The organism is Geomicrobium sp. JCM 19038 (genome assembly GCF_000698125.1).
Classification (GTDB): domain Bacteria; phylum Bacillota; class Bacilli; order Bacillales; family Marinococcaceae; genus Geomicrobium_A.
This window is the reverse complement of record NZ_BAXA01000001.1, coordinates 342,182-364,278: the sequence shown is the minus strand read 5'-3', so window position 1 is coordinate 364,278 and position 22,097 is coordinate 342,182. Positions and strand designations below refer to the sequence as shown.

Annotated in this window: 21 protein-coding genes and 2 pseudogenes; 10 read left to right on the top strand and 13 right to left on the bottom strand. The window is 41.7% G+C overall.

Annotation, left to right across the window (positions count from 1 at the left end; translation table 11 throughout):
- The first annotated feature begins 53 nt into the window (after positions 1–53).
- The 4 genes and pseudogenes from JCM19038_RS01980 (at position 54) to JCM19038_RS20260 (ending at position 4,008) form a co-directional block, all read left to right on the top strand.
- Positions 54–1,042 (top strand): annotated as a pseudogene (locus tag JCM19038_RS01980) (toxic anion resistance protein).
- Between the two features lie 31 nt (positions 1,043–1,073).
- Positions 1,074–1,991, top strand: coding sequence for a hypothetical protein (locus JCM19038_RS01975; RefSeq protein WP_042413926.1), 918 nt, complete (start codon positions 1,074–1,076; stop codon positions 1,989–1,991).
- Positions 1,992–2,051: 60 nt separating this feature from the next.
- Positions 2,052–2,981: an MBL fold metallo-hydrolase gene (locus tag JCM19038_RS01970; protein WP_042413923.1), complete on the top strand. Its 930-nt coding sequence runs from the start codon at positions 2,052–2,054 to the stop codon at positions 2,979–2,981.
- A gap of 61 nt (positions 2,982–3,042) precedes the next feature.
- Positions 3,043–4,008: a DUF2777 family protein gene (locus JCM19038_RS20260; protein WP_052360938.1), complete on the top strand. Its 966-nt coding sequence runs from the start codon at positions 3,043–3,045 to the stop codon at positions 4,006–4,008.
- Between the two features lie 17 nt (positions 4,009–4,025).
- On the opposite strand, the gene JCM19038_RS01960 is transcribed toward JCM19038_RS20260, so the two are convergent.
- The 8 genes from JCM19038_RS01960 to ilvA form a co-directional block, all read right to left on the bottom strand.
- On the bottom strand, positions 4,026–5,603 hold the full coding sequence (locus JCM19038_RS01960; RefSeq protein WP_042413920.1) for a PH domain-containing protein: 1,578 nt from the start codon (positions 5,601–5,603) through the stop codon (positions 4,026–4,028).
- Positions 5,596–6,075, bottom strand: a complete 480-nt coding sequence (locus JCM19038_RS01955; protein ID WP_042360083.1) for a PH domain-containing protein — start codon at positions 6,073–6,075, stop codon at positions 5,596–5,598. The genes JCM19038_RS01960 and JCM19038_RS01955 overlap by 8 nt, the downstream gene beginning before the upstream one ends.
- Before the next feature lie 16 nt (positions 6,076–6,091).
- Positions 6,092–6,301: a hypothetical protein gene (locus JCM19038_RS01950; RefSeq protein ID WP_042360084.1), complete on the bottom strand. Its 210-nt coding sequence runs from the start codon at positions 6,299–6,301 to the stop codon at positions 6,092–6,094.
- 13 nt (positions 6,302–6,314) lie between these two features.
- On the bottom strand, positions 6,315–7,439 hold the full coding sequence (locus JCM19038_RS01945) for a virulence factor (protein ID WP_042413917.1): 1,125 nt from the start codon (positions 7,437–7,439) through the stop codon (positions 6,315–6,317).
- A gap of 70 nt (positions 7,440–7,509) precedes the next feature.
- Positions 7,510–7,932 (bottom strand): TlpA disulfide reductase family protein, encoded by a 423-nt coding sequence (locus JCM19038_RS01940; protein WP_042413915.1) that lies wholly within the window; start codon positions 7,930–7,932, stop codon positions 7,510–7,512.
- Between the two features lies 1 nt (position 7,933).
- Positions 7,934–8,242 (bottom strand): thioredoxin family protein, encoded by a 309-nt coding sequence (locus JCM19038_RS01935; protein ID WP_042413910.1) that lies wholly within the window; start codon positions 8,240–8,242, stop codon positions 7,934–7,936.
- A gap of 66 nt (positions 8,243–8,308) precedes the next feature.
- Complete coding sequence (locus JCM19038_RS01930; RefSeq protein ID WP_238554242.1) at positions 8,309–9,010, bottom strand: DUF3891 family protein; 702 nt, start codon at positions 9,008–9,010, stop codon at positions 8,309–8,311.
- Positions 9,011–9,063: 53 nt separating this feature from the next.
- A complete protein-coding gene (ilvA, locus tag JCM19038_RS01925) occupies positions 9,064–10,332 on the bottom strand; it encodes a threonine ammonia-lyase IlvA (RefSeq protein ID WP_042360090.1) in 1,269 nt (422 codons plus the stop codon).
- A 239-nt stretch (positions 10,333–10,571) separates the two neighbouring features.
- Between ilvA and JCM19038_RS01920 the strand changes: the two genes are divergently transcribed.
- From JCM19038_RS01920 to JCM19038_RS01910, 3 genes are all read left to right on the top strand, one after another.
- A complete protein-coding gene (locus JCM19038_RS01920) occupies positions 10,572–10,763 on the top strand; it encodes a hypothetical protein (RefSeq protein WP_042360091.1) in 192 nt (63 codons plus the stop codon).
- Between the two features lie 78 nt (positions 10,764–10,841).
- A complete protein-coding gene (locus JCM19038_RS01915) occupies positions 10,842–11,171 on the top strand; it encodes a phasin family protein (protein WP_042360092.1) in 330 nt (109 codons plus the stop codon).
- 15 nt (positions 11,172–11,186) lie between these two features.
- Positions 11,187–12,857 (top strand): AarF/ABC1/UbiB kinase family protein, encoded by a 1,671-nt coding sequence (locus JCM19038_RS01910; protein WP_042413904.1) that lies wholly within the window; start codon positions 11,187–11,189, stop codon positions 12,855–12,857.
- Between the two features lie 270 nt (positions 12,858–13,127).
- On the opposite strand, the gene JCM19038_RS01905 is transcribed toward JCM19038_RS01910, so the two are convergent.
- From JCM19038_RS01905 to JCM19038_RS01895, 3 genes are all read right to left on the bottom strand, one after another.
- Positions 13,128–13,493 carry a DUF1798 family protein gene (locus JCM19038_RS01905; protein ID WP_042413901.1) on the bottom strand — a complete coding sequence of 122 codons (366 nt, stop codon included), beginning with the start codon at positions 13,491–13,493 and terminating at the stop codon, positions 13,128–13,130.
- A 35-nt stretch (positions 13,494–13,528) separates the two neighbouring features.
- The gene (locus tag JCM19038_RS01900; RefSeq protein WP_042413899.1) at positions 13,529–14,047 is read right to left on the bottom strand and encodes a MerR family transcriptional regulator; all 519 of its coding nucleotides are present in this window, start codon (positions 14,045–14,047) and stop codon (positions 13,529–13,531) included.
- A gap of 170 nt (positions 14,048–14,217) precedes the next feature.
- On the bottom strand, positions 14,218–14,460 hold the full coding sequence (locus JCM19038_RS01895) for a DUF370 domain-containing protein (protein ID WP_042359220.1): 243 nt from the start codon (positions 14,458–14,460) through the stop codon (positions 14,218–14,220).
- Between the two features lie 132 nt (positions 14,461–14,592).
- Here JCM19038_RS01895 and recU point away from each other — a divergent pair.
- The 3 genes and pseudogenes from recU to JCM19038_RS20255 all read left to right on the top strand — a co-directional run bounded on the left by recU (position 14,593) and on the right by JCM19038_RS20255 (position 17,812).
- Positions 14,593–15,187, top strand: a pseudogene (recU, locus tag JCM19038_RS01890) (Holliday junction resolvase RecU).
- A 58-nt stretch (positions 15,188–15,245) separates the two neighbouring features.
- Positions 15,246–17,285, top strand: coding sequence for a transglycosylase domain-containing protein (locus JCM19038_RS01885; protein ID WP_052360937.1), 2,040 nt, complete (start codon positions 15,246–15,248; stop codon positions 17,283–17,285).
- Positions 17,183–17,812 (top strand): hypothetical protein, encoded by a 630-nt coding sequence (locus JCM19038_RS20255; protein ID WP_052360935.1) that lies wholly within the window; start codon positions 17,183–17,185, stop codon positions 17,810–17,812. The genes JCM19038_RS01885 and JCM19038_RS20255 overlap by 103 nt, the downstream gene beginning before the upstream one ends.
- A gap of 106 nt (positions 17,813–17,918) precedes the next feature.
- On the opposite strand, the gene JCM19038_RS01880 is transcribed toward JCM19038_RS20255, so the two are convergent.
- Both JCM19038_RS01880 and nth read right to left on the bottom strand, forming a co-directional pair.
- Entirely contained in the window at positions 17,919–21,428 is a 3,510-nt protein-coding gene (locus JCM19038_RS01880; RefSeq protein WP_081831537.1) for a dynamin family protein, read from the bottom strand.
- Complete coding sequence (nth, locus tag JCM19038_RS01875; protein ID WP_042413893.1) at positions 21,425–22,078, bottom strand: endonuclease III; 654 nt, start codon at positions 22,076–22,078, stop codon at positions 21,425–21,427. The genes JCM19038_RS01880 and nth overlap by 4 nt, the downstream gene beginning before the upstream one ends.
- Positions 22,079–22,097: the final 19 nt, after the last annotated feature.

Below are 22,097 nucleotides of genomic sequence, written 5' to 3'. Positions count from 1 at the left end.
TGACCTTCCTGTCGAAGGAGAAAAGTGAAGCAGCCAAAAATGCTGAGAACTATATGAACAAATTTAAAGAAAACTCGAACACACAAGAGCTCGTGCAACAACTTAGTTTGCTCGGTGAAGACGAACAGAAATTAGCAGGTGATTCGTTAGAATCCTTAAAACGCCCTGTTCAAGATATGTTACAAAATAAAAATAGCGAACTTCCTGAACAACTATTTGAATTACGTCAACATGTCTCTACGTTAGAACCTGAACATCTTAATGAAGGTTTCTTACAAAAAACATGGAACAAAATCACAAGACGAAACCCAATTGAACAGTATGCTAAGAAGTATCAAACGGTCGAAGCACAAGTTGAGAACATCATTGAAGCTCTACTAAAGGGTAAAGATAAACTTCAAGAAGATAATTTGATGCTCGAGCAATTACGTGACACTGCAACGTCACGCATTATAAATCTTGAAAAGCAAATTGAGACAGGTAAACAGCTCAATACGATGCTTGAAGAAGAAATGACTGCAGAAAATTGGCGAGATAACCCACAAGAATTGCAAAAAGGACAACGAAAAGTCATTACGAGAATCAAAAATATGACGCAAGCGGTTATGGTGTTACAACAATCCCTTGCATCGGTTGATCTTATTAAAGAAAACAACGACAAGCTTGAAGAGGCAATTTTTAACGCGATTACGATACGAAAAACGTCATTACGGTAACTGCTTCCATTCAACTTGCCCTTGGCAATCAAAAGAAAGTCATTGATGCCGTTCAAAGTGTGAATCAAGCAACTGAAGATATGATACTAAGCAATGCAAAGTCACTTCGTTCCAATACAGAAGAAACTTTAAAAACGTTGGAAGAACCAGCAATTGCTATTGAATCGTTCAGAAAAGCTTACGATGATGTGCAAACGGCCATTGAGCTGACTGAACAATCGAATGAACGTATTGTTCAATCAGGAAAGGCATTTATTGCAGAACTTGATGAACTGAATAAAAACGTCCAAGCTCGTTTACCAGAACGTAGTGACGACCGCTCTTAAATGATTAACTTTAGTGAAGGTGCTGATGACAGTGAAAGATTGGTTGACGACTTCTTGGCGAGAACGCTTTATACCGGAAAGAATGCGTACGGTCGATGACCAAATCTTTTCCGACCCTAACGGGCTTTCACTGATTAAAGAAAGTGAAGCAATTCTCGACAAGATCATTGCACACATGTTAAAGAACGGTCCGATACGCGGATCGCAAGTGTACAAGAAAAATGGGCGTACATTTAAACTCAGACTCAAAGTTAGTCAAAAACACGTAAAGTTATTAACGTTCGATACGCACGTCTCTCCTTCTGCCATAAAAAAGCGATTCGTACTCAGTTACACGCGTAGCGAACATTCACGCGGGAGCCAAAAGATGCTTAAAGAAGGTTCTGTGTATTATATGAAAAACGGCAAATCTCACGTTAGAAGCATTATGAAATCGCCTTATTTTCACGGCATTATCCAAAAAATGCAGCACATTGACGGTGCGATGGATGGGCATGCTCCGACTTCATTTATCGATCCTCCGATACCAGAAGAATCACCCAAAGCATCCAAAGAAGTTCAAACCGAACAAGATCATTACACAACATCGTTAAACTACTTAACGATGCAAAAACATGATTTACCAGAGCCCATTCAAAATCGACTACAGCAATTGCTTGAGCGGCTGAACCCGTTTCAACATCAACTCCGCCAGCTTTCCGTTGAAGATCGTTACCAAGTAAAACGCATGGCTCAAGAGGACATTCCAAACCTCATTTCAGCCTATAAAGAGCTCGATAACGAAGAACAAGAAGAACAGATGCCTCGTATTTATGAAGCACTCACAAAAATGGAACTGGTCATTTCAAAGCTTGAAGAAAATGATGAACAACTGAAAAATGAGCGCTTTGATTATTTAATTCGACTCAATGAACGTCGTTATACAGGTGGGAATGACGCTGACCAATAATCAGCGTCTCCTATTTGTTGTTTTTCGAATAATTAAACTTTTAATTAGAGGTGATTAACAATGATGAAAATTGCTGACAAGACGTATTTAATTGACGGTTTAGATTTAGGACTCGAACAGCGTACTGGCATTTACGTTTTAGAGGGAGATGAGTTAACGATTATTGAAACGGGACCTAGTTGTTCCTATGAACCGATTGTTAAAGGCTTAAAGGAGTTAGGTTACACGCTCGATGATTTACTACATATTATTGTCACCCACGTCCATCTCGATCACGCAGGCGGTGCGGGCCAACTCATGCATCACGCCAAAAACGCGACACTACACGTTCACCCAAAAGGCGCAAAGCATTTAAATGATCCGACAAAATTAATCCAAGGCGCCAAAGTCGTATACGGAGATAAATTCGACGACTTGTTTGCTCCTGTTCTTCCTTGCCCAGTTGAGCACACAGTCAGTCATGAAGATGAAAGTGTATTGCAGATTGCCGCGGACCGTAAGCTCACTTTTCTTCATACACCAGGACATGCTCTGCACCACTTTTCAATTCAAGATGAATTAACCGGAGCAATTTTCACAGGAGACACGCTCGGAATTTATTACGGAAGGCTTTCTCAAAAAATGGGAACTTGCATCGCAATTCCTAGCACATCACCATCACAATTTGATGAACAGAGCATGCTTACTTCTTGGGAACGTATAAAGTCGCTTAACCCTGCAATCATCGGTTTTGGTCACTTTGGAGTTTCAACCGATCAAAAAGAAGTTTTTCAATCGCTTCACAGCAGCTATGACGTGTTTAAAACCGTCCTTTCACAAGAGCACGTCGATCCTACACGTCTGTCACACTTGTTATTTGAAGCTCTTCTTGAACACTTTTCCATTGAAGATCATGACGACGATGTTCAAATGATGAAGATGGATTGTGAGGTTTCTGCCTTAGGACTAATTGATGCCTACCATAAGGGTCGAATCGGACTTGTCAGTTGAAGAAGTAACAAAAGGTAGATATAATGGATTACGTGATTAGTCCGAAAAAGAGAGGGTTCCTATGAATCGTAAAGAGGCACATTTAACGCAAGGTAAAACCGTCGTGTTCACTGAGCAAAATCCGAAATGTAGCTATTATGGCGTTTTACAACATATTGAAACACCAAAAAACAAAATTTGGACTGGAAAAATTGTCGTACAAGGCGTTTATGAAATTCACAATGCCGATGACATCTTCTCTCTTCATTACAGTGGTGGAGAAGAAGTTGACGTGACAGGCGATAAGATTTCCACTTTTTCTGGAAAAGTAGCACGTTCGTTTCGCTCATCAACACTTATGGCAATTGCCAAACTTGAGAAGTCAACAAACGCGAACATTCACCAACTCGAGGAAAAGAAACGACAACTTCAAGAGAACCGTCTTCGTTTGAAAAACGGTCATCGAACGTCAGAAGATCCGTATTTGTACTTTAAATTGCAATCGATCGAAGATGAAGTTGTACTCGTTGAGCAATCACAGAGTGAACAAATGATGTTAGACGGCTGCCCTTTCGACTTAGAATGGCTTGATAGTAAAAAGGATGAGTGGCAACCCGTCAATTATGATCAAGACTTCAAATTCCGATTAAAAAGCGGTAAAAAAGTTCGGTTAAAAGAAGGTTCAATGATTCGGATTCACAAAGAACAATTTGAACCGTTCCAAATCTTACTCAATGAATTGGAACTACCAGCTAAAGAATCTCTTGCGGTCTTGTTACGTGATTTCGGTTTTAAACGCAAACACCTCGTGAAATGTCACAACACATTGTTACGACAACTATTACACGCCCAAGAAGAACACCAATTCTCAGGTGTTAACTTTCTTTTCTTCCAAAAAGATGGCAATAGCATCGTCATTCAACATCGTTATGAACGCATTCTTCATCAAGTTGGGGAAGATTACGTATACGACCGGTTTGAATGCACCTCTGACACGAATCAACGTCAAGTCGTCACGTATACGAACATGCAACAACCATCGAAATAAACAAAACGAAGAGGAGTCTAATCGACGATTGACTCCTCTTCGTTTTTGTTTTGTTGTTGTTGTTTTGAAAACCAATCTTTTAAGTCAAAACCATCGTTCTCTGAGAGATCTAACACCTCAAAGCTTTTGCCAGAGATACTTGAGAGAATGGATACAGAAAACGTCGAGAGCTTTCGAAACCGTTGAATCGGTGACTGAACAACGTCAGCTGCTTGAATTCTTCGTTTAGGGACAATTACGCGGTTTAAGTTAAACAAGCGCCATTGCATGACTAAACGATCATCCGTCACATAGTGGCCTGCATGCCTGTATCGTAAATGTCCGATCCAAAGTGCTGGAATGACGATGAGAAAACTAAGCGCACCGAACGGTGGAAAGAAATACGTTAACGGCAGAGTTACGAAAAACGTCGGCAAGATTGCACGAATCCAGTAACGAATTCGAGCTCGCTTCGGAAGCTTCGTAAGCGTAATCCCCTCATCAAACACAAATTCAGGTAAGAAACGACGTAACACTTCGTCAACTTCTTTTCGCTTTACGAGTGGGATGAGCATCGTTGATTGTTGCTCTTCTGCATTTCCCCCGCCTTTACTTTCTACATAGATCGTTGTATAGCCAAATGGTTGTCGCAAAATCGTACTCACGTAGCGAACCGCTGTAATACGATGTACTTTTAACGTGAGTTGCTTCTTCTCTAACAACCCTCGTGAAACGATTAAATCGTTCCCCCTCTTATCAACGGAAAACTGACCGTACTTAACGATCGTAATCCCAATTGAAATAAGGTATGCGATGAGCGCAATTAACACGACAAATAGTGCAATCAGCGTCGTCGTTAAGGATAATGCATAACCGACCGTAGACTCATAAAACGTCTCAGGCAACAACACATCAAATTGTGAAACAATCGCAATAACAGCAGACAGTACAAGACCGACACCGCCTGACGTCATCCCTGCGATAAATAGACGTTTGTTCCCGAGGACCCAGCGATCATCTGGCTCTGCTTCTGTCCACTCTTCTTCTGCATCAACAACTTCTGTAGACTCTTCTTCGAGTGCGTCTTGATGAACGTCTTCACCTTCTACGTGCTCTTCATTTTCTGAGTGCACGTTAAGCTCTGCTTGTGATTGTTCTGTTTCTTCTGGAACGTCCATCTTTTTCATTAGCTCTCGCTTCAGGCGATTCGCTTCTTGAACAGTTAGCGCATCAATGTCAACGTCTGGTTCACTTCCACCACCCGCTGTCTCAATCTTCACTCGAACTAATCCAAATGGACGTTGCAAAATTCCTGCAGATTTATCAAAGCTTTGCACACGTCGACGTTGTATATAACGATTTTTCTTAATGATAATGCCTTGACGTATATAAAGCTCGTTGTCTTTTACGTAGTATCGATACGTCCACCAGTATAAAAAGCTATAGCCGAGTGAAAACAAGATGATGACTGGAATAATAATGAGTGTGAAGATCCCGATTCCGCCACCAGTACTTCCGATGAAGAAGGCGATAATAAGCGGGATAATAAACCCTTTGATTCCTTGCACGATCATAATTGGCACTGCTGCCCAGTGCATGCGTTTGCCGTCAGTCATCTTCATCAGCCGTTTGGGCCAAAACGGCAATTTGATCCCGAAGATCAGAGGCCACTTCTTCTGTTAAAGCAGGAATTTGATGGATGGTCGCAGCTGTTGAAATGCTTACAGCAGACAACTTATAGTGACGATATATTGGACCTTGCTCCGTATCTACGTGTTGAACACGGTTCATCGGAACGAGTGTCCTGCGGATAATAAACACACCATACTGAAAATCGATTTCTTCATCATGTACTTCATAGCGCCATCTTCGCCAACGAATGGCTGGCACGACGAGACTTTTCATAATGACGATTAAAATCCAAGCGATTACCATGACGTATAAAATCCAGAATGGCCAATCAAATACGAAAGAAAGCACTCCATACACAATCGGGATAATTAAGTAAAATAAACTTTCAAATAGTCCAGTAATCCGCCAAACCGGAAGCGCCTTTTTTGATAGGCGCTTCGCTGGTGCTTGTCGCATGTGAACGGCTCCTTCCTTACTCTTCGTCACGCACGTAAATGATCTCTACTTCCAACGACTTTAAATAATCAATGACCGCATCATTTAATTGTTGGTCTTGCAACAAACCGAGTGACTCGACGAGTTCAAGTTCATCAAACTCGCCATTCTCAGCTTCTTCAATTAAAGTGAGGACCTCCGTTAACTTACGCTCTTCAAGTGTTTCAATTAATTGTTCTCGTTTCATGTTTCACCTCTAATTAGTCTTTCGCTCTTACTGACTCTGTCATTTGTTTCCAAACGGAACCTTTGGCTTCTTCTCCACCTTCGATTCGTTTTAGTGCCATTTTCATTTGCATATCCACTTCAAATTCAGGATCTGGAATGGCTGCTTTTAATGGTTCAATTGCACGTTCATCTCCAACTTCAAACAAGAACATTGCCGCTCTCCAACGTACGAGCTTACTCTTATCGCTCAAACTTTTGATTACTTCATCCATCGCACTTGGATCTCCTAAGTCAGAAAACGTGTCTGCAGCTGTTCGACGAATGGTTGCGGATTTATCTTTCATCGCTTCATACAAATAAGGAAGAATAGCTTTGGTTTCAATCATTCCAATTAACGTTACAGCGAGGCGGCGCACAGAAAGTTTCTCATCTTTCATAGCGATGCCTAAAATTTCTAGATCGCCTTCTGTTGGATCCATCTGATCGAGTGCTGCAAAACGCTTTTTCCAATCTGCATCTTCTAGCATTTCTTTTGTCACTGCATAAGGCTTTGGACGTTCTACTGAACTGCTATCCGTTGCATAGTGAACGAGGCGATCTAATCGTTCTTGATCGTATGCTGCTTTCACTTCTTCTAACACTTCTTGACCGATTTCTTCAAGGTCGTTCCCGTAACGAACAGCACGTTCTTCCCAAGAACGATCTAATACAATGTTATCGTCCGCATTCGCTGCTTTAAATGCAGCTTGTTCAAAACGCTCAGGCAAACCGACACGCTTTTCTTCATCAGACGTTAAAAGCTTCACCTGCATTGGGATGTTTTTAAACATTTGAAGTTGTACTTGTACTTCACCGTAATGATCAGCTACGACTTGTTCTTCATTCGTGTCTTCTTTTGTATCTTCTCCAAACACTTGTCTTGCCTTCTGCAAAACGGGCTCCCATTTCGCCTTTGGTTCGCGTTCAAGCGCAATAAAATCAGCGACGTGATACACACCTTTAATACCTTCAATTTTGAAGAGTTCTTGAATTTCTTTTGGTGCATCACTATGATTGTCTTTCGTATAGTTGTTACTTTTGCCAGATCCTAACGCTTGATCAAGCGTTAGCTTCATCGTATTCGGGCTTGGTGTTGGTTCAATGGATCGGATTTGCATCGTTATTCCTCCTAAAACTGCTACGTCTGTCTCGGTATCTATCATACCAAATCAACCGTTGCTTTTCTATTTAACGAATGTAAGGCACGAGATGTTTCATAATTACTGTAAAATCTTCAGTATCACCAAACGTTTTGACAATCTTACTTTCTCTATCGATGATAAATGTAGAGGGAACCCCTTCACATCGATAGGCTCGATACGTATCAAGTTGGTTGTCTAGTACGTAAGGTACAGGGTTTCCTAATGTGTTCATCAGCTTCTCCCCTGCTCCTTCTTCACGTTCACGACCAACAACATTCACAAAAAGCATGTGCAATCCGGTCGTTGTTAATTGTTCATAGAGCCGCGTTTTTTTATCAAGATCAATTTGTGAATCGGGACACCATGATGCCCAAAATGTTAGCAATAGCGGGCTCCCTGCATAATCTTCTAACGAATGATACGTGTTTGTTACAGGGTTATACAACGAAAACGAAGGCGCGAGCTTCATATTAATGCTCCTCCTCTCTTGCACTCATCCAATGAACGACATTCGCAACACTTTTCATCGTCACAAGTCTTTCTCGATGATCGCCGTTTTTATACAATAAAGTCGGTACCGTCATGATTTGTTCTTTTTCAGCGATGTGCTTCGTTAATTGCAAATTGATTTTGTACACAGAACCTTCAATTCCACACACTTTACTTGCCTCATAAACAAATCGCTCTGCAATCTGACACGTATAACAAAACGGCGAGACGACTAAGACGTATCCTCGTTCGTACTCATTGAATTGTTGTTCAGATAGTTCAGCAATCATAAAATCCTCCTTACATAGGAAGAACCCCAATCCGAAAGATCGAGGTTCTTGAAACGTCATTTCCCATTAAGTGACCGGTTTAAACGTCACCCATAAGGTTTGTAGGGAACTAGTTTGAAACGCTTTTAAGAAATCATCTGGACTGTCATTCGTTTTCTTTACCGTTCGATAATTATGAGGAACGGTCACAGTAGTGCGAAATGGAAAAGGATGGAGCGTGACAGACTGATGATCCTTCCAATTCGCTTCAATCGTCTGATCGCCTAAAAACGAGAATGTTTGTGAAAACCCTCGTTTAAACCACGGCCATTCATCTTCTTTGTTCACACCTGGCTCATTTAGTGCAACATAAAGTGAAATCTCATCTAATAGACGAAGTACGGATAAATCGTACCGAAGATCGTCTTGATTGTCTAGCGATAGCCATAGTTCGCGCCTTCTTTTTTCTTCTTGTTGTTTGAACTTGGTTGCTAAATCGTCTGTTTGCGCTTCATAAAAGCTAGATAAATGTTGACTGATCAAATAACCCGCACGTTTATTCATGAGAGCCGCTTCTGTAATTCCCTTTTCATACAGAGGGATCTTCAGTGGATCTGGAAAGGATGTGAAATCATACGGCATCGCTTCACTCTCGTTAAAACGAGGAACATGATCTTCCACTTGCCAACCTCGGTCATGTTCAAAACAAGCCGTTACAACATCCGTAAAGCCGGAGCGTTTTAAGCGAATGTCGTCACCCCAACACCGAGCCAATTGTCCCGTGAACATCCCGTGCTCATGTTGATTAAAGAGTACCCATTCATCACTTCGACTACGGATAATCATAGTACAAAGTTAAACAATTTATCTGACGTAGAAATTTCATCAACATCAAATCCTTCAGCCTTCATTCGTTGAATAAGCACAGGGTAATCAGCTGCTGACTTTAATTCGATGCCAACGAGAGCAGGTGCGATTGAGCGATTGTTCTTCTTTACGTAATCGAACCGTGTAATATCATCGTCTGGCCCTAACACGTCATTTAGAAATTCTCGCAATGCACCAGCGCGTTGAGGGAAATTCACGATAAAGTAATGTTGCAATCCTTCATAAATTAACGAGCGCTCACGCATCTCAGCCATACGACCAATATCATTGTTCCCTCCACTAACGACACATACGACTGTTTTGCCCTTTATTTCATCTTTATAGAAATCCAACGCTGAAATTGACATGGCTCCAGCTGGCTCAGCAACGATTGCTTGCTGATTGTAAAGCTCCAGAATGGTTGAACAGACTTTTCCTTCTGGAACGAGAACGATGTCATCAATTAACTGCTCACACATTTTAAACGTCTGTTCACCAACGCGTTGTACAGCAGCACCGTCTACGAACTTATCGATCTCTTCAAGTTCGATGACTTCTTTTCTTAATAGTGCTTGTTGCATAGACGGGGCACCTTCAGGCTCTACGCCAATTAGCTTTGCCTGTGGTTGGATGGACTTTACGTACGTACCGAGCCCAGCCATTAACCCACCACCACCGATTGAGGCAAATACGTAATCAATTTGCCCACCGATGTCATTTAAAATTTCCATACCGACGGTTCCTTGGCCAGCAATAATCTTCTCATTATCAAAAGGGTGCACAAATGTCATGCCATGCTTCTCTTCATAACGTTTCGCTTCTTTGAACGCATCGTCAAACGTATCGCCAGTAATAATAACATCGACGAATTCTTTGCCAAATTGTTTCACTTGGTCTTGCTTTTGACGTGGCGTCGTAGTTGGCATGAAGATGGCGCCTTTTACTTTCATAATGCGGCAAGAGTAGGCCACACCTTGGGCGTGGTTCCCTGCACTTGCACAGACGACCCCATTTTCCAATTCCTCATCAGATAAGCTCTTCATTAAGTTATAAGCGCCGCGAATCTTAAATGATCGAACGACTTGCATATCTTCTCGCTTTAAGTAAATATTCGCACCATAACGCTCAGAGAGCACTTCATCTCGTTGCAATGGCGTATGGGTAACGACATCTTTTAACGTCTGATGGGCAATAATAATGTCTTCTAGCTGTACTTTGTTCATCATTTGTTGATTCTCTGCCATAACTAAACCGCCTTTTTATTTAACAATTAACGCTTTTCTAGATAATGTATCAATTATAGCATGTGTGTTTCAACAATGCGCCACTCTTTCCTAATCCTTTAAGCTTTTCTGCAAAAATTTCACGATCACTTGCTCATCAGAAGGATTTCTAGCAAATCTTCGGCGGTCTGCGTTGAAAAACGGGCGTTTTACTTCTATAATGAATGAGGTAATACCGTGAATGAAGGAGGAAATTAAACATGAAAGCAAAATTATCAACGGCGTTCTTCTCTTTTCTAGTTCTATTCTTAATTCCAGTGCAGTCGTTTGCTGCATATGGCGAAGATGATGCAGGTAGTGAAGCTAGCACGTTTCTAATCGTCTCATTAACTGTGTTTTCATTTGCAACGATTATTTACTTGCTCATTTCTACGTTTAAAGATAACAATTAATTTGTAGAAACAAGAGTAAAACGGTCACAAAACGGGAAAATAAATAGTTAGAACGCTATGATGAGGGAGGCTTTTACGATGAACGAGTGGTTAAAGAATGGTTTTTTTCTAGGTCTAGGTGCTGCTGTTGCAGGCACTGAGAAAGTACAAACGTATTTAGATGACCTCGTATCACGTGGTAGAATTACCCCGAAAGAAGCAGAGCAATTTGCAGATGAATTAATTAAACGGGGAGAAACGAAAGAACAAGAATGGACGGAGTCATCGAAAACGAAGATGAAATCCATGTTCAATGATATGGGTCTTGCTACACGTGATGACTTAGAACGTGTTGAAGAGAAACTTACTCATTTGGAAAGCTTGCTCAAAGAGCGTCAAATGAAGGATCGTAACGACGACAACGAGTAAAAAGGAAGATGACTATTGCTTTCCAACGGTTTAAAACACGCAAACCGCTACCGTAAAATCGTAACCGTTTTAGCAAGACACGGTTTCGGTTATGTCCTTAAAGAAGTCGGTCTATTTCACGTCCTTTCTTTACCGAAACGACTCGCTACCAATCCTAGCGACCCTAACTATCGGCTCATCGGAGAGCGGATTCGAAACGCTCTCGAAGAGCTTGGTCCCACGTTTATTAAACTCGGTCAGATGATTAGTACGAGAGAAGACCTCTTTCCGAACTATATCGTCGATGAACTTGTTGAGCTTCAAGACAATGTACCGCCGTTTAAATTCAGCGAACTAAAAAACATTGTTGAAGAAGAACTAAACATGCCATTACATAAAGCCTATCAATCGTTTGATGAGACCCCTATTGCAGCCGCATCAATTGGTCAAGTACATCGTGCGACATTATTCGATGGCTCGGTCGTTGCTGTAAAAGTTGCAAGGCCTAACATTAAAGAAACGATTGAGAAGGATTTAGACATTCTACATGACTTAGCAAAGCTTTTCACACAACGTTTTCGCTGGGCAGAGTATTATCGCCTCGAAGAAATCGCTGATGAATTTGCGGAAGCCATTCGAAATGAAGCGGACTATACGATCGAAGTGCGAAATACGGAGAAAATGCGTGCGAACATGGCTGATTTCTCCTTGATCTCCATTCCAAGCATTTATGAAAAGTACAGCACTCGCAAAATGATCACGATGGAATATATTGACGGGGTTAGTTTGCACGATTGGCATCCAGAAGATGAAGAGCAAGGAAATCGATTTGCTCGTGAACTTGCTGATGCCTTTCTTCATCAAGTATTGATTGACGGGTTGTTCCACAGTGATCCTCACCCTGGCAACTTTAGCTTTACGAAAGATGAACACATTTGTATGTTTGACTTTGGCCAAGTAGGCCGGTTGAATAAGACGATGAGAAATCAGTTCATCAGTTATGTAATCGCGATGACTCGTCGCGACATTCGTGAAGTGACCGATACGATTTATGCGATGGCAGACGTCCCTGACACGGTCGATCATGAGGAGTTTGGCGAAGAAGTTGAGTTTCTTCTCGACAAATACTACGAACAGTCGTTTGAAGACATTAAGATTGGTGAAGCAATTCGAGACATCTTTGCAGCGTCTCATCGTTATAACATTCGCATTCATAAAGAATACACACTGCTTGCCAAAGCAGTCATAACGATTGAAAGCATTTTAATGCGACTTGATCCAAATCTTAGCATCGTAGAAATTGCCGAACCTTACGGTAGGCAGCTTGCCCGTGAGCGATTAAATCCGAAAAGCTGGACGAAAGAGCTTTATCGTGATGCCAAAAAACAATCGAAGACGATTCTCGCCCTCCCCGACTCTGTGAAAAGAGCCGTTGATCGGATTGGTGACGATGACTTGTCGTTAGAAGTACGCATGCCAAAGATCAATCTGTTCTTTAGAAAGCTTGATCGCATTAGTAACCGGATTTCGTTTAGTATTACACTTTTGGCGTTTAGCATTATTATGGTTGGGCTCATTATTGGCTCTTCATTTGGCGATCAAAACTCTTTTTTAGTCCAATTACCTGTGATAGAAATTAGCTTTGTCGTTTCATTTTTTATGTTTTTGCTCATTTTATATTCGATCCTCAAATCAGGAAGATTTTAAAGAGCAGACCGGTTGCGGATGTATCCGCAACCGGTTTTTTATACGCTCAAATGTGATGCGTGTATGGTAAATTGCCAGCCAAAGTAATCTACCATTTCCAGTGAGAAAAAATAGATGACTACGAAAAAGTTACACGTTGGTTTTTTTAGCCTCATGCACTTAGACTGAAAAGCCGCCATACAAAAAAACGTTAAGTAAATCTACTTAACGTTCAGTGTGTTTCCGAATCTCAGATACAACGTACATATTAAAAACGTCACTCAAACTCGACTAACGTTCGCTTGCTGTCTGCATTTCTTCTTCGACGAGGTCAAGCACGTAAAAGACGGCTTGTATTCGTTCAATAAACCGTTGCTCTCGCATCGTTTTTTGGAATGATTCCGTTGGAATGACATACATATTCTCATAGGTGTGCTCAACTTGTGTAGCGTTTAACGTTTGCATCGGTTCAGCTTGAACAAATTTATGGACAAGCTCTTTCCACTCTTCTGTGCGCTGTTGTACTTCGTTTACGAACGGAACGATCGTTTCTTTAAAATCAAATGATTCTCCGTTCGCTTGACGTTGCTGAAAGTCTTTTGCTTTTTGCATGTCACTTCGTAACGTCGTTTGCAGCTCTTGAATTTGTTTACTCATTAACAACCACCGTGCCTTTTTTAATTGGTGATCATTTAGCTAAATGAAAAGATGCTCTGACGTTTTCTTGGAGTGAGTGATTTAGGTTGTACCGTTTTCTCCTTCTCCGCTTGTTCAACTTGTTGATGTTCAATGACTGTTAATTGGTCTTCGATGCTTTTCACTGATTGTTGAACATCGTCTAATTCCGTGCGGTGCTTTAACAACTGAAAACTCACAACTTCATCGGCTTTCTGCTCTATCATTCGCTCTAAATGATCTAACCGTTTAATAATATCTTCCATTCGCTTTTCTGCTTCTTGTGTCGATGCTTTGATTGAAGCCTTCTCATCTTCTGATGGTTTGATCGTGGCAAGTTCTTGCAACACAGGCTCTCGGTCCGGTAGTTGCCGCTCCTTCACTTGTCTTAGCTTCTCAATTGCCAACACGTCATATAAATAATGACCTCGGTCATTTGTAATTACAGGTACCTCGTGCTTACGAACCCAATTTTGGATCGTCTTTGGTGCCACATTTAGTTGATCAGCAACGTATTGTGTTTTTGCGAGTTTCATAAGAGAATCAACCCCCTTGAATGGTTAGACAAACATCGTCTCGTCTATATGCTTACTCCAAACATTCAAGGTTAAAAACTCATTTCCTTTGAGGCTGACAAAACTGCTTTCTGTTCTACAAAAGTTCTCTTAAAACGCAAAAATGAACGCGCAGTTGTAGAATTGTGCGATTAATCTTCGGTTAACCGCTGCGAAATCGTCTCAGGTTGAACGGCAGACAAGACAATATGTTGACTATCTAATAAGATCATACTTCGAGTCTTTCGTCCGTTCGTTGCGTCAATGACTAACTTTCGCTCTCTAAATTGTTGAATTAAACGCTTTGTTGGTGCCGAGTCAGGTTGTATAATAGAAATGATGCGATCACTTGGAACAACATTTCCAAACCCGATGTTCATTAACTTTTCACTCATGTTTTCACCTCAGTCATTCATAGAAATTTTAACATGAAATTGAATGTCTTAAAAACTTTTTCCTTGTAACAGCTTCTATCTATGCTATTATTAATGATTGAATTTTTATTAGACGGAAAGGATTGTTCTCAATTGGCTTTTCGTTACCCAAACGGTAAGTTGTATGAAAAGAAAGTGAGCCCATCAAAAAAGACCGATGATGGGAATGCAAACCGAGGCATGACACTTGAAGATGACCTTAACTCTTCCATCCATCATTACTTACAAATCGGAAAAGCGGTGATCCATAAAAAACCCACTCCTGTTCAAATTGTCTCTGTCGACTACCCGAAACGAACTCGAGCTAAAATTACTGAAGCTTATTTTCGCCAGGCATCTACGACAGACTACAATGGGATCTATAAAGGCTATCATTTGGATTTTGAAGCAAAAGAAACCCACCAAAAACAATCGTTTCCACTGAAGAATATTCATGACCATCAGATGGAGCATTTAAATGCAGTGACTGCACACGGTGGCCTTGCTTTCTTAATTCTACGGTTTGCGCATTCTAAAGAAACGTATGTGTTAAAAGCCGAAGATTTTATGAAGCTAAAAGCAGAAACCGACCGTAAATCAATAAAAAAAAGATGACATTGCAACTCTTGGAATCTTTGTGAACCCAAGCATTTTACCTACTATTGACTTTTTGCCTGCTGTGGAACAATTATTTCGACTGAACGTGTAACATTTTTCGGGGAACAGCGACAAATTCATTGAGGTTTTTGAGAAATGAGGGAAGTACGATGAGTGAATACACGTCGAGAACAGAAAAACGTCGTGCACAACAATCAGGAAACAAAAAGCAACAAAAGAACAAAAAACCGAAGCAAAAAAAATCCATATGGAAAAAAATACTGATTAGCTTATTCGTAATAATGGGCGTTGGTCTAATTGCCGGAGGTGCAACTGCGGCTGCCATTATTAGTGGCGCACCAGAGTTAGACCCTGAAGAGTTGATGCTTGCTGAAGGGGCCACCGTATACGACGTGAACGACAACGAACTCGGCCGATTACACGGTGCCGAAAAACGAAGTTATCGTTCCATTGAAGAAATTCCAGAACATGTGAGCAACGCCTTTGTTGCGGTTGAGGACATGCGCTTTTATGATCACATGGGAATTGATGTACGTCGTCTCGGAGGAGCTGTTGTCGCCAACATTACTGGTGGGTTCGGTTCTGAAGGTGCAAGTACAATCACACAACAAGTTGTTCGTAATGCATTTTTAAGCGCGGACAAGACAATCTCTAGAAAGCTTCAAGAACAATGGTTAGCCTTTCAATTAGAGCGTCAGTACAGTAAAGATGAGATTCTTGAAATGTATTTAAACATTATTTATTTTAGCTCTGATGCATACGGAATTGGTGAAGCTTCCATTCGTTGGTTCGGTAAAGAAGATTTAAGTGAGCTAACCGTTGCTGATGCAGCAGTACTTGCTGCAGTGCCGAGACGTCCTTCTTACTACAATCCAATCGACAACCCAGAAAATGCTGAGAGTCGTAGAAATTTGATCATCGGCATGATGGAAGACCAAGAACTAATTTCAAGTGAAGAAGCGGATGAGGCGCGTAACACGTCCATTCACGATCAAATTAATCATACGCCAGCTGATGATACAATCGGTCATACTTCATTTATGAACCACGTGCGCGATGAAATTGAACAAATTGATGGCCTTTCTATCGGTGATCTTTATGCCGCTGGGTTTGACATTTACACGACGATTGACCCAGAAGCACAAGAATTTGCAGAGCGTGTCGTTCAGACTGATGAGTTTATTAGTTCCTATCCAGACAACGAGTCATTCCAAGTTGGTTTCACATTGTTAGATAATGAAACTGGCGGCATTCGTGCTATGGTAGGCGATCGTCACGGCGAGGAAATTGAAGCTGGATTCAACTATGCGAGTCGTGGTAACGGTCATCCAGGTTCTACGGTGAAACCGTTTATGGACTTTGGGCCTGCGATTGAAGAACATGGTTGGGGCACCGGTCATACACTCGTCGATGAACCCCATGAATATTCTAGTGGTCAATCGATTACGAACGCTTCTGGAAACTATAGTGGTGAAGTAACGATGCGTGAAGCGCTCGTGCGGTCGTTAAACATCCCAGCGCTCAAAGCACATCAAGAAGCAGGCGTTGAGAATTCCCACCAGTTTGCAGAACGTCTAGGCTTTAACTTTGAAAATTATTACGAAGCGCATGCACTCGGTGCTTTTGAAACATCAAGTGAGAAAATTGCAGGTGCATATGCCGCCTTCGGAAATGACGGTGTCTATAACGAGCCACACAGCATCCGAAAAATCGTATTTCGTGATGAACGTGAACTCAACTTAACACCAGAGCCGAATCGAGCGATGCACGATTATACAGCGTATATGATGACTGACATGCTTAAAGGTGTACTCACGGATCCACGAGGTACAGGTAATCAAGCAAACGTACAAGGATTACCACTCGCTGGTAAAACGGTACATCGAACTTTGATACAGACACTCGTAACCGTCTCAACATCCCACAAGGCGGTGTGCCAGACATTTGGTTTGCGGGATACAGCCCTGAATATACCGCGTCAATCTGGACTGGTTACGCCAACAATAACGACGGTTATCTATCAGGAGCTGAGCATGAAATTGCCCGACACATCTTCCGGATTGTCATGCAAGAAGTTCACCAAGGGATGGATGTTTCTGACTTCTCACGACCTGATTCAGTATGTGAGCAAGGTGGCGAACTCTACATTTGTGGTAACACACCAGATACACCACCTGAGCCTGAAGTAGAAGCAGCAATCTCAGACTTAACAGCAGGTTTTGATGAAGACAACAATCAAATCATCGTAAGCTGGAGCTTCCCTGAAGAAGAAATGGAAGGTGTGACCTTCACAGTACGTCACGGCGTTAACGGCGAACAAATGAGCGAAGTTCAATCGAGCAGTGATCAACAATTCATTCTCGCAGATCCCGCTCGTGAAAGCACCCATAGCTTCGAGGTCGTCGCGACTCGCAACGGTCAACCGCTCGACACCGCACAAACGAGCGTCGAAATAGCCGAAGCCGTTGAAGAAGAAGAGCCTGAGGAAGAGGAAGAAGAGGAAGAGGAAATCGATGAAGACCTTGTCGATGAAGAAGATTCTACCTCCCCTGAAGATGGCGATTCTGACTCACCAGACGAACCATCCCCACCAACAGACGACAATGAGTCCGGTGATGGTAATGATGGTGATGGCAACGATAGTGATGATGACGAATCAGACGATACACCTGAACCACCAGAAGATGATGATTCAGACGATGATAATGACGAATAAAAGTTAAGATCACAAAGCCACTCTCCAAAGCAATTCTTTTGGAGAGTGGCTTTTTTTTCTATGGATTTAAAAAAGCAGCATAGACATCGTCTACGCTGCTTTTCACTTATTTATTTACATGCGTAAAAATGGCACTTCGTTCTTGTTCGATACTTTCTGTTGGTGGTGTATCGAGCAGCCATTTGTGAAGTTGCTGTTCGTTTTCTTGCTTCTTTCTCTTAATTTCGTTTTCTGATGTTTCTACATAACTCGTAACGAGGTCGTTCCATTCGCCACGTACTCGTTCACTATACGTTTCTAGTGTAGCTTTTAATTGCTTAGAAAGCGCTTCGGTCAGTTGACTTAACCATTGGCTTGATTTCTCATCCGTTAAGAAGTTCTTTTTCACTTTGACTTCTTTTAAACGATCGGTTAACTTTAACGTTTTTGCTGCTTGTAACTCGACGGTCGTGTTAACAGTTACGTCTTGAAGCTGTATCACGTGCTCATGGAAGAGGGTTTGTAGACGTTTGTTCTCTTGTACGATGTTTTCTTGCCAAGACTTTGACACGTCTTCTAGCCACTTCTCAAGCTCCTCTCGCAAGCTTTCTTCACGTTCTTGAGCTTGATCGCTTTGAAAGACTGCTGGTGTAAGTCGCTTCTTCAATTCATCCGTCCATTGTAGTACGAGACGTTTGTGACTATAAATGGCGAACGAACGAATATTCATGTCTTCTGCTTCAAGTGTAGCCTTTACTGCTCGTAATTCCTCTTGCTTTTGTGCAGCAGGATATTTCAATGTTGCTTTCCGCTTTTCGCGAACTTCTTTAGGAAGCTCAAAAAATTGCATCCATTTCGTCAAATGGTTAGCATGATCTTCAAGAAGTTCGTCAAGCTCTTTTTGAGCACGGTATTGAAGCTTCGGTTCCATACTCTCATCAAAGTCTTGTAAAAACGAAGCGATGCCTTCTTCATTATTACTCATTCTCGCTCGTTTACTTGAAATTGAGACGACGACTGATTCGTGATGTTCATTCGTTTTAAGCTGCTCAACGACGTGGCTTTCAACAGCTTCTCGTTCAGCTTCATCATGTGCAAGATCACTTGCATTGATGAGCACATAATCCGGGGACTGGATTTGTTTAATTTTCTCCATGAACTTCGCATCAGCATCTGAGTATGCATGGTGATAGTACATCAAATACAAGAACGCATCTGCCTTTGCAATTTCATTCATGGCCAGTTGGGTATGACGTTCGTGAACACTTTGTACTCCTGGAGTATCAATGAGTTCAAAGCCAGCGTCAGTCCATGTTGAATGGTAATACACGTGTGAAAAATCAATAAGACATGCTTCTGATTCATCAACTGCCATTTCTTGCCATTCGCTAAGTGATAGTTGTAGTGCGCTCCCAGGCTCAAGATGGTCTTTTTTTACACCCATCTGTAGCGCTCGTAAATACTCAACCCACTGCTTTTCAGCAAGCGTATCGGTTTTGTGAATGGAGAGACCTTCGGCATTCTTTAACGATTCAAGTGTATGTGTCATTCCACACAAATAAGCAACATGCTCGACTTCTTCTTCTAATTCTTTTCGTGATTTCAGTTGTACGGTCACCGTTTCATTCGGCAGCTCTTTTGTTGGCGCTTTAACGACAGTAAGCGATGCGGTCGTTGGGTGCGGTGAACTTGGCATTAAGTCTGCTTCTAGTAAAGCGTTTAAGAACGTTGATTTTCCCGCACTAAAAGCACCTGCGACGACGACTGAATACGTACGGTCTGAAAAGGCTTCTAAACGCTCAATAAGTGCCTTACGGTTCTCATGCTCCACTTCTTCATTACGATGAGCAACTAACGTTTCCTTGATCGCTTCATAATCGCTTTGGTTACGAACCGTATAACGTGGAGCCAAAACGTCAGCTGTCGCTTGTTCTTCTCCCTTTTCTGCTTTCTTCAAAGGAGTAGCTTCAGTAACTTGAATATCCTCGCTAACGCCGGCTAATCCTGTTGTTTTTTTGAACAACAATTGCATCTGATCCTCAAAGTCGCTCGTATCTTCAAGCGTTGCTGCTTTTTGTTCAACGACTTCTAGCTGCTCTTTGACTTCAAGCTTTCGTTGCTCGAACGTTGTTTCAATCTGTTCAAGTTCTACATAACTTGCGAGTTCCTTTTCAATCGTTTCAATGGCTCGCTCTTTACGTTCATCAAGCTGATCAAGCAACGCTTCATACACCGCTTCGGTGTCGCGTTTGACCGTCGTTAAAATGCTCTGATTTAACTGTTTTGCCAATTGATACACGTATTGATCATTTTTCTCACCAGAACTGATAAAGCTTTCATACCACGAAGAATCACTCGGCAGTTCCATTCGCTCGAAACGATCAATTGCAATTTTTTCTACATTTTCAGGCAGACGTTCTTTTTTAATGCGCTGTAAGAGGTAGAGGCGAATTTCCGCTTCAAAACGGTCCTTTATGAGTTCGTAGTACGCTGTGAAATGCTCACCTTGAAGTTCTTTCTTTTTCTTCTTTGATCCGAAAAAGCCAACTTTAAATGACGGGTCCATCACGCGTAACCATTCTTTCATTCGCTCGGTTACGTCATGTGGGAACAAGTTCGTTTGTTTATAGAAAACAGTAAAGAATTGTTTTACATTGTCCAATTCTTTTTGGAGCTTACCTTCAACTTCTGCACGCTCTTTTTGTAAATGGTTGTAGCGTTTTTGATTGTCTTCACTATAGCCCGCTCGTTCCATTTCTTTGGCAATATCATCATCGAGTTCACTACGATCTTGAAACAGTCGATCGCGTAAAGATTCTACAGCGCTCTCTAGCATACGCTTTTGAGATTCGTCAATGAGTGCTTCACTATGATACAACCACGAACGCGTTTCATTGATAAACGACTCTAGCTCGTTGTACGGGTGGTTTTTTGCTCTAGCACTCGTTGTGAATACTTTAACTGGCTTTATACCGTAACGTTGAAGCATATCGAGCAAACCGTGTTTAAAAATTGAAAACGATAGCTCATCGTCATTATGTTTATCGATTTGATTGACAACGATCACAAACGGTTTGTTTTCACGTTGCAACTGCTTCAAAAATTGTAAATTCGTTTGTGAGCGAACGTGATTGTAATCGGTCACATAAATGATTGCATCGGTCGTTAACAGCTGATTTGCTGTGTAACGACCGTGCGTTGGATCTGTTGAATCCATTCCTGGAGTATCTGCCAAGGTCACCTTCCGTTTTAAAAACGGTATAGGTAAGGTGAGAACAATTTCTTTCACACCATCTCCATCAAGAGCCAGTTGCTGAAGTTTTTCCCACGGAATATGACCTTGAAACTGTTCTTCTTGACCATTGTTTTTAATCGCTTGAATTGCGGTTTCTTCCCCGCCTTGAATCGTCATAATGTTAGCAGTTGTAGGAACTGGACTAGACGGTAAAAGATTTGCGCCGAGCAATTGGTTTATGAGCGTTGATTTCCCTGCTGAAAAATGTCCACAAATCGCAACAGAAAAAACATCTTCACCTTTGAGCTTGTTCTCTAGCTGCTGAAGACGCCATGACTCTTGCTCACCAAAAGGCAAAGACTGCTTTAATTCATCGAGCTTGTGTAGTTCGGCTGTCATCATCGTTGTTCCTCCGGCACGCGTTTTTTTCCTTCACGACAAATGTCTAATAGTGGACATAATTCGCATTGAGGGTTTCTTGCTTTACAAAAGTATCGACCAAAAAAGATCAATTGATGGTGAGCTTGTGACCAGCGATCTTCTGGAAGCTTTACCATGAGTGTTTTCTCTACTTCTAATACCGAATCTTTCCAGCGACAAATCCCTAATCTCTTTGACACTCGCTCGACGTGGGTATCAACCGCAATTGCAGGTAAATCAAAGGCAACCGAAGCGACCACATTTGCTGTTTTACGCCCGACTCCTGCAAGTTTCATTAATTCATCGCGGTCTTGTGGAACTTCCCCACCATAATGAACGAGTAACGATTCACTCATCTTCCGTAAGTTTTTCGCTTTGTTACGAAACAGACCGATTCGACGAATGTCTTCTTCCACCTCTTCTTGCGTGGCATTGACATAGTCTTCAGGCTGTCTGTATTTATCGAACAACCCTGGCGTCACTTTATTGACGAGCGCATCGGTGCACTGTGCTGACAAAATGACGGCAACTAACAGTTCAAATGCATTGCTATGGGTTAATTCGCATTCTGCTTCTGGATACATGTGCGCAATCGTATCGAGCGCATGCGTCGTTAATTTTTTGCTAAGCATGATTGTCTTACCTCTTCTA